The sequence below is a fragment of the Hyphomonas sp. genome, from assembly GCF_037969335.1.
Lineage (GTDB): Bacteria > Pseudomonadota > Alphaproteobacteria > Caulobacterales > Hyphomonadaceae > Hyphomonas.
In genome coordinates this window covers 1-4,006 of sequence record NZ_JBBKXE010000088.1, presented here as the reverse complement: position 1 = coordinate 4,006, position 4,006 = coordinate 1, and the positions used below count along the sequence as shown (strand labels likewise).

At 63.6% G+C, this 4,006-nt stretch carries 6 protein-coding genes; 4 read left to right on the top strand and 2 right to left on the bottom strand.

Translation table 11 applies throughout. The annotated features are described in order from the left end of the window. The 3 genes from AADA04_RS07215 to AADA04_RS07205 form a co-directional block, all read left to right on the top strand. On the top strand, positions 1–475 hold a 475-nt coding region (locus AADA04_RS07215), incomplete at its 5' end, for a porin (protein ID WP_340692579.1). A 75-nt stretch (positions 476–550) separates the two neighbouring features. Continuing rightward, the gene (locus tag AADA04_RS07210; RefSeq protein WP_340692578.1) at positions 551–1,003 is read left to right on the top strand and encodes an NtrZ family periplasmic regulatory protein; all 453 of its coding nucleotides are present in this window, start codon (positions 551–553) and stop codon (positions 1,001–1,003) included. Positions 1,004–1,146: 143 nt separating this feature from the next. Continuing rightward, the gene (locus AADA04_RS07205) at positions 1,147–2,352 is read left to right on the top strand and encodes a hypothetical protein (protein ID WP_340692577.1); all 1,206 of its coding nucleotides are present in this window, start codon (positions 1,147–1,149) and stop codon (positions 2,350–2,352) included. 1 nt (position 2,353) lies between these two features. Here the strand turns inward: AADA04_RS07205 and AADA04_RS07200 are convergent, their stop codons facing one another. Further along, the gene (locus tag AADA04_RS07200) at positions 2,354–3,007 is read right to left on the bottom strand and encodes a thiamine phosphate synthase (RefSeq protein ID WP_340692576.1); all 654 of its coding nucleotides are present in this window, start codon (positions 3,005–3,007) and stop codon (positions 2,354–2,356) included. On the opposite strand from AADA04_RS07200, the gene AADA04_RS07195 reads away from it, so the two are divergent. Then, positions 2,988–3,647 (top strand): YggS family pyridoxal phosphate-dependent enzyme, encoded by a 660-nt coding sequence (locus tag AADA04_RS07195; RefSeq protein WP_340692575.1) that lies wholly within the window; start codon positions 2,988–2,990, stop codon positions 3,645–3,647. The genes AADA04_RS07200 and AADA04_RS07195 overlap by 20 nt on opposite strands. Here AADA04_RS07195 and AADA04_RS07190 read toward each other — a convergent pair. Beyond that, positions 3,644–4,006, bottom strand: a 363-nt coding sequence (locus tag AADA04_RS07190) for a L,D-transpeptidase family protein (protein WP_340692574.1), incomplete at its 5' end; no start/stop codon positions are given. The two genes, AADA04_RS07195 and AADA04_RS07190, sit on opposite strands and share 4 nt — an antisense overlap.

The window sequence follows — 4,006 nt, the reverse complement described above, 5'->3', positions numbered from 1 at the left end:
GGTCAATGTTTCGCGCAAGTTGCGCGAGCGCGGCGTGAGGCTGCTGGCGGCGCTGGCCTACTGCCGCGCCGATGTGAGCTCCGAGATCACGCCAGATAATTATGGAACAGTCGAAACCTGGTCTGCGGGGGCATCGGCAGAATTCGACACGCTGACGATAGGCGCGAGCTTCCTGGGCAGCAATAGTGGCGTGGAGGCCGGTCAGGGCGACTATTCGGCGTGGACGATCGGCGCGACCAAACGGGCCTTTTCGCTCGATTTTGGGCTGGACTATGGCGAGGCCAGCGATGACCTGACGGGCCTCGAAAGCGAATCCTGGAGCCTCGGCGCCGCGAAGGAATTGCGCGAAGGCGTGCGGATTGCCGGGGGCTATCGCAGCCAGACAGTCCGCTACAGGCGAGTTGGGCTGGTTCCACTGCCTCCAAATCGGGATTCTGCCGACGGTATTGTGTTAGAAATCACACTATCGCTTTAATTTGGCCCCCTCTCCGAATGTTAATCTTCTCTTAACTGGCCGGGATGACTATTCTTTTGCGAGAAGGTGTAGGAAATGAAACCGCGTTTGATCCTTTCAGTCACTCTGATTTCAGCCATGCTGGCTTTGCCGGCGATGGCTGATCCGGTTGTGCCTGACAATGTTCTCACGGTTCAGGCACCCTCCCTTTCTGAAAGCAAGGTAGCCGAGGCCGATTGGTACCGCCAGTTTGCCCAGCCCAAGCCGGCGGATACCAAGCCCGTATGGCAGCCCGAGCCAACGGATGATTTCTCCGTCCAGTTCGGTGGCAATGCCCGCTGGCAGCTGAACCTCGACATGCTGACCCGGCCAAGCTCGTCGCCGCTTCCACGTGAGCAGATGCAGGCAGGCGCGACGTTCCGCGTTACGCCGCGTTTCTCCGTCGGCGGTGAAGTCAGCCTGGGCGCAGAACGCCTGGACGATACGTCCAAGTGGGAAGACAGCCAGCTCGAGACCGGTATCCGGCTCAAGTCGGCATTCAAGTTCTGATTTTTCCTTTTTTTGAAACAGCCAACTGATCGCGACGCGAGGATTCGACCTTGCGCCGGGCTTTTCATGCAGGTTAGGCGTTACCCTGTAACGGCGCGCCACCGGATTCGCGCCCGCCTTCCGGGAGTTGAAGTCCTGTTGCCGTGTTCCTGAATGGCCTGATCCTGATTGTCACGCTTGCCGCGGGTGTTTTCCTGCTGGTGCCGCGCGTGGCGGGGATAAAGACCTGGCGCGCGACGATGACGCCGCTCGCGTCGATCATCGGCAGCGGGTTCCTCGTCCTCGGACCCATTCTCGATTTCTCGTATGGCAAGTATGCACCGCTCGCGATGCTGGCCCTGTGTGTCGGCGCCTACCTGTTCGGCGCGGCAATCCGGCACAATATCCAGATGCGCGGGGAGCGGGACACCGATCCGGGGCCCCTGGTCGGTCGCCTCGAGATGGCCGGTTCGTGGGTGCTGGCCTTCGCTTATGTCATCTCGGTGGCCTATTATCTCAACCTGTTTGGTGCCTTCGGGGTGAGCCTCACGCCGTGGGACGACTCACTGCATGCGCGAGGGCTGACCAGCGCCGTGTTCGTGCTGATCCTGGTGGTCGGCTGGCTGAAAGGCTTTCGCGCCCTGGAGCGGATGGAGCAGGTTTCCGTCAGTGTGAAACTTGCCATCATCCTTGGCTTGCTGGTCGGGCTTGCGATCTATTTCGGCAAGGAGGCGGGTGCGGACAAGCTGGTCCTGCTGGCACCAAAAGCGACGGGCTGGGCCGGGATCGCGCTGGGCTTCGGATTGATCGTCACCGTGCAGGGGTTCGAGACATCGCGCTATCTCGGCAGCACCTATGATGCGCCGACGCGGATCCGGTCGATGCGCATCGCGCAGCTGCTCTCTTCGGCCATCTACATGATCTATATCGGGCTGGTGGCGTATGTGTTCCAGGGCAACGAGCTGCATCTGCAGGAGACGGCCATCATCGACATGATGCGCGTGGTGGCGCCGATCCTGCCATTGCTGCTGGTCGCGGCGGCCCTCACGGCGCAGTTCAGCGCGGCAATTGCCGACACGAGCGGATCGGGCGGACTGGTTGCGGAACTGACCGGAGGGCGCGTCACCGAGCGGCAGGCCTATGCCCTGCTTGTCGGAATCGGGTTGGCCCTGACATGGACGATCCACCTGTTCGAGATCATTTCCTTCGCGTCCCGCGCCTTCGCGACCTATTACGCGATCCAGTCGGCCATCGCTGCCGTTTCGGCGCATAAGGCAGGCGGACAATGGCGAAAAGTATTGCTGTTTACCGTGCTGACAGTGCTGGGCCTGATGATCGCCGTGTTCGGTACGCCCGCAGAAGGTGGCTGACCTAGCTTGTCGTATCGAACGCGGCCGCGAGCGAGTCGACGCCCGCGATGCCGGCCAACGGTGCAACGCGACTGGCATTGCGCGCCGTCACCCCGCCAAGGGCGAAGACCGGGCAGGGGGCTATCCGCGTGAGTTGCCGGAGTTTCAGCGGGCCGAGGGGCGTTCCAGCTGACGGGCTGTTCGACGGAAACACGGCTGAGATGAGGGCGGCATCAATCGGATAGTGCGCGATCGCGCGCAGTTCGGCGGGCGAATGGGCGCTGGCCGTCATCACCGGGAACGCGCCGCGCCACTTCCGGGATGCAGTGAGACGGGCATGCGGCCAGTGAACGCCCGCCGCGCCGAGCGCCATGGCCAGAGCCGGATCGGCGGAGATGAGCAGGCGCAGCTTTCGGGCCCGGCAGACGTCAGCCAGGTCTGCCGCAATCATCGCGGCATCCGGCGCGCCGAAATGGCGATAAATGACGCCCCAGCCGGGCGGCAGTGATCCAGCTGTCCGGACGGGATCAGGCGTGCGGGCGGGATCTGTCAGGAACAGGACGGGCGGAATCCCGTGCGGCAGGTGCGCCGAAGCCGCGCGGGCGGCGGCCAGAAGCTTGCGCTTTGGCGAGGATTGGCGTTTCAACGTCATCATCATGACTGATACGGCTTCCATATCCCTTGCCAAGCGGCGCGACGACATTCTGGCAGAGCTGGCGCAGGCCGCGAGCCCGCCGCCATACCTTGTCGCCGTGTCGAAAACACAACCCGATGAGAAGATCGACGCGATGCTGGCCGCTGGCCAACGGGTGTTCGGCGAAAACCGCGTGCAGGAGGCGCAGGCGCATTGGGCCGAGCGGCGCGCGCTCTACCCTGATCTCGAATTGCGCTTGATCGGACCACTGCAGACCAACAAGGCGGATGATGCGGTCGCCCTGTTCGACGTGATCGAGACGCTGGACCGGGAAAAACTGGCGCGGGCCTTGGCAAAGGCCGTGGAAAAGGTTGGCCGTGCGCCGGGAATATTCATCCAGGTGAATACGGGCGAGGAGCCGCAAAAGGCGGGCGTCACGCCGGACGGGCTGGCGGACCTGTTGAAGGTGGCGGTCGAGGAATGCGGGCTCGATGTGCAGGGCCTGATGTGCATTCCGCCGGTCGATGAGCCGGCCGGGCCGCATTTTGCGCTGCTGGCGAAGCTCGCCCGGCGGCATGGCCTGACCGGCCTGTCCATGGGCATGAGTGGGGACTATGCGCTGGCCGCACGTTTTGGCGCGACGCATGTGCGGATCGGGACAGCTCTGTTCGGCGCGCGCTAGAGCGCGATTTCGATGTGCGATTCCGGCGTCAGGAAGCGGAGCACTGTGCGCAGGTCCGGCTCGGCGAGGGCGACGCAGCCTTCGGTCGGCTTGTAGTCTTCGCGGGCGAGATGCAGGAAAATCGCGCTGCCGCGGCCCGGGACGACCGGATCGTCATTGTAACCGAGTTCCACAATCAGGTTGTAGACATGGTCGGCGCGCCAGAGTTTTTCGGCAGATGCCGGGTAGGGCAGGGCGACCGGACGATTGTAGAGCGGGTCGCCGGGGGCATCGCACCAGCCGTCATCGTGGCGTAACGGGACTTTCGGCAGGCGGGTTTCCGGTGGCTGGGTGCGGTCCGGCCGGTAGAACAGGCGGCG

What these genes read in the sequence shown, in the direction of transcription:
- AADA04_RS07210 (WP_340692578.1), top strand. Translation starts at nt 551, where the DNA reads ATGAAACCGCGTTTGATCCTTTCAGTCACTCTGATTTCAGCCATGCTG.
- AADA04_RS07195 (WP_340692575.1), top strand. Translation starts at nt 2,988, where the DNA reads ATGACTGATACGGCTTCCATATCCCTTGCCAAGCGGCGCGACGACATT.
- AADA04_RS07200 (WP_340692576.1), bottom strand. Translation starts at nt 3,007, where the DNA reads ATGGAAGCCGTATCAGTCATGATGATGACGTTGAAACGCCAATCCTCG.